Here is a 2,668-nt window from a genome sequence, read left to right as displayed (position 1 = left end):
GCGGCCGCTCGGGCGGCAGAAGCGGCTCAAGGCGCTGCCACTGCCGGTCCGTCAACTCGTAACGTGTCACGTTGGATAAATGGGAACTCCAAGCTCCTCATGGAACCCCTTTGCAGACACGCCCTAGTCCCTATGATTGCTGGGCGTGAGGGCGGCCCGTCATCCGATATGCAACGGTACGAGGGTTAAGCCGGCACAGCCGGTGCAGAGCCTCATGCATAGGAGACGGGCCTGATGAAGCATACCAGATTTGTGGGCTTGGATGTCCACAAGGATCAGATTTCAGTTGCGGTGGCCGAGAGCGGGCGCGGCGGCGCCGTGGAATACCTCGGTCAGATCACCAATGATCCGGCGGCCATCAGCAAGCTGTGCACCCGGCTTGCGCGACCCGGCGCCACCCTGTCGTTCTGCTACGAGGCCGGTCCCTGCGGCTATGGTCTTCATCGCCAGCTGACCAGTCTCGGGCACCGCTGCGAGGTAGTGGCCCCGTCCCTGATCCCCACCAAATCGGGGGACCGCGTCAAAACCGACCGCCGCGATGCCACCATGCTGGCCCGTCTCCATCGGGCCGGGGAGCTCACGTCCGTCTGGGTCCCGGATGCGGCTCATGAGGCCATGCGTGACCTGATCCGCTTGCGCAGCACCGTCCGCCAGATAGTGACACGCGCCCGTCAGCATCTGCAGGGTTTCCTGCTGCGACACGGACGCTCACAAGGGGCTGCGAGAGCCTGGAGCGTGGCCTACCGCCGCTGGCTGTCGACCCTGGCCTTCGATCATCCCGCCCAGCAGATCGCCTTTCAGGATTATGTCGACGCCGTCAGCGATGCGGAACGGCGGCTCAAGCGGGTTGAGGAGCAGATTCAGCGGCTTCTGGCGGATTGGACCTTGCGTCCGGTTGTTGATGCCCTGCAGGCTCTGCGCGGCATCGCGCTGATCAATGCCGTGGTGCTGGTCAGCGAGGTCGGCGACTTCACACGATTTGCCACTCCGCGCCAGCTGATGGCGTATTTCGGCCTGGTGCCGGGGGAGCGCTCGACAGGCCGGACGGTCCGGCGGGGCGGCATTACCAAGACCGGCAACAGCCATGCCCGGCGAGCGCTGGTCGAAGGCGCCTGGGCTTACCGCATGAAGCCGCGGGTCGGTCGCCACAAGGTGGACCGGATCGAGGCCTTGCCCAAGCCGGTGCGCGAGATCGCCTGGAAGGCCCAGGTGCGGTTGTGTGCCCGCTATCGGCGGCTGACCGCCCTGGGCAAGACCGCCAATGTGGTCACCGTCGCCATCGCGCGGGAGATGGTCGGATTTGTCTGGGCGATTGCCTGCACGGTCCAATCCTCCAAGGCCGCGTGAGCATTCGTCCGCAACCTTCCAGCAGAGGAGGATGACCGAACCTGACACAGAACCCTCGGCGCGGTCCATGGCGCTGGGGGTGGGACAATGCCGGGGAGCCCTCGTCTCCACTATGAGCCTGTGATGCTCGCCCTCTAGACCGAGGCAGCCCCAAACGAAGCAAGGTCATGCGGCCTGACCCGCGGATGAGAGTTTGTTGACCGACGTTGGCGTCCCACCTCCTGCACCCTGGATCCGCCGTCCACACTCCTCTGCCGTCGCGTCCACGTGGCGGACCGACACCTCATGTCAAAACTACTTGTCCGCAATCATGAGAGTGGGTCATTTGCCGTGGAATGTGGTATAATGGTGTGGTGATCCTCGGGATGCGAGGTGCCCCATGTCGCGCCACCGGAAAGATCCCCTGCGCCCACTCACCCCGGACGAGCACAAGGAGCTGACCCGTCTGAGCCGCTCGCAAACTGCTCCCGCCGCCCAGGTCGACCGCGCCCGTGCGCTGCTGGCGATTGCTGATGGAGCCAGCTACACCGCCGCGGCGCATCTGGTTGGACGCTGGCATAACGAGACCATCTCGGCCTGGGTCAGCCGCTTCAACCGTGAGGGACTGTCGGCCGTGCGCCCCCACCATGGCGGCGGGCCACGGATCCGCTATGGAGCCCAGGACCAGCACCGCATTCTGGCCGAGTGGGCGCGAGCGCCCGAGCGCGAGCAGGACGGCACCGCCACCTGGTCGTTGAGCCTGCTGCAGAAGGCGCTGCGCCAGGCCCCTGACGGCCTGCCGCGGGTCAGCACGTTCACGATCTGGCGCACCCTGCACGAGGCGGGCCTGAGCTGGCAGAAGAGCCGCACCTGGTGAATCGCGCCGAGTTTTCCGGAGGCCGGTGGGCTTGGATTTTACGCGGCCATCGGCATGACCTCAAGCTGAGCGTAGTAAGCGGCTTCCGCCTCGGCGGGCGGAATGCTGCCGATGGACGCGAGCAGGCGCCGGTTGTTGTACCAATCGACCCATTCGAGCGTGGCGAACTCGACGCTCTCAAAGGAGCGCCATGGACCGCGCCGATGGATCACCTCGGTCTTGAACAGCCCGATGACAGTTTCCGCCAGGGCATTGTCGTACGAGTCCCCGACACTGCCGACCGACGGCTCAATCCCCGCCTCGGTGAGGCGCTCGGTGTACTTAATCGACACGTATTGGACGGATTCAAGCAGTCGTCGCAACACGTATTCTGTTGACCTGCCGCAGCCACTCGTCAAGCACCTCGGCAGGGGATCTCCAGCCCAGCGTCTTTCTCGGCCTTGCATTGAGGGCGGCTGCCACGGC

At 65.2% G+C, this 2,668-nt stretch carries 2 protein-coding genes and 1 pseudogene; 2 read left to right on the top strand and 1 reads right to left on the bottom strand.

What is annotated here, in order from left to right; all coding sequences use genetic code 11:
• The first annotated feature begins 234 nt into the window (after positions 1 to 234).
• Together FS320_RS41430 and FS320_RS41425 are read left to right on the top strand one after the other, a co-directional pair.
• The gene (locus tag FS320_RS41430) at positions 235 to 1,347 is read left to right on the top strand and encodes an IS110 family RNA-guided transposase (RefSeq protein WP_152718391.1); all 1,113 of its coding nucleotides are present in this window, start codon (positions 235 to 237) and stop codon (positions 1,345 to 1,347) included.
• 379 nt (positions 1,348 to 1,726) lie between these two features.
• A complete protein-coding gene (locus FS320_RS41425; protein WP_202882963.1) occupies positions 1,727 to 2,203 on the top strand; it encodes a helix-turn-helix domain-containing protein in 477 nt (158 codons plus the stop codon).
• A 38-nt stretch (positions 2,204 to 2,241) separates the two neighbouring features.
• On the opposite strand, the pseudogene FS320_RS41420 reads toward FS320_RS41425, so the two are convergent.
• Positions 2,242 to 2,668: pseudogene (locus tag FS320_RS41420) on the bottom strand (integrase core domain-containing protein); the annotation flags it as partial.

Origin of the sequence: Microvirga tunisiensis (assembly GCF_009296175.1) — a bacterium.
Lineage (GTDB): Bacteria > Pseudomonadota > Alphaproteobacteria > Rhizobiales > Beijerinckiaceae > Microvirga > Microvirga tunisiensis.
The sequence above is the reverse complement of the archived record's forward strand: the minus strand, read 5'-3'. Positions and strand labels throughout refer to the sequence as shown.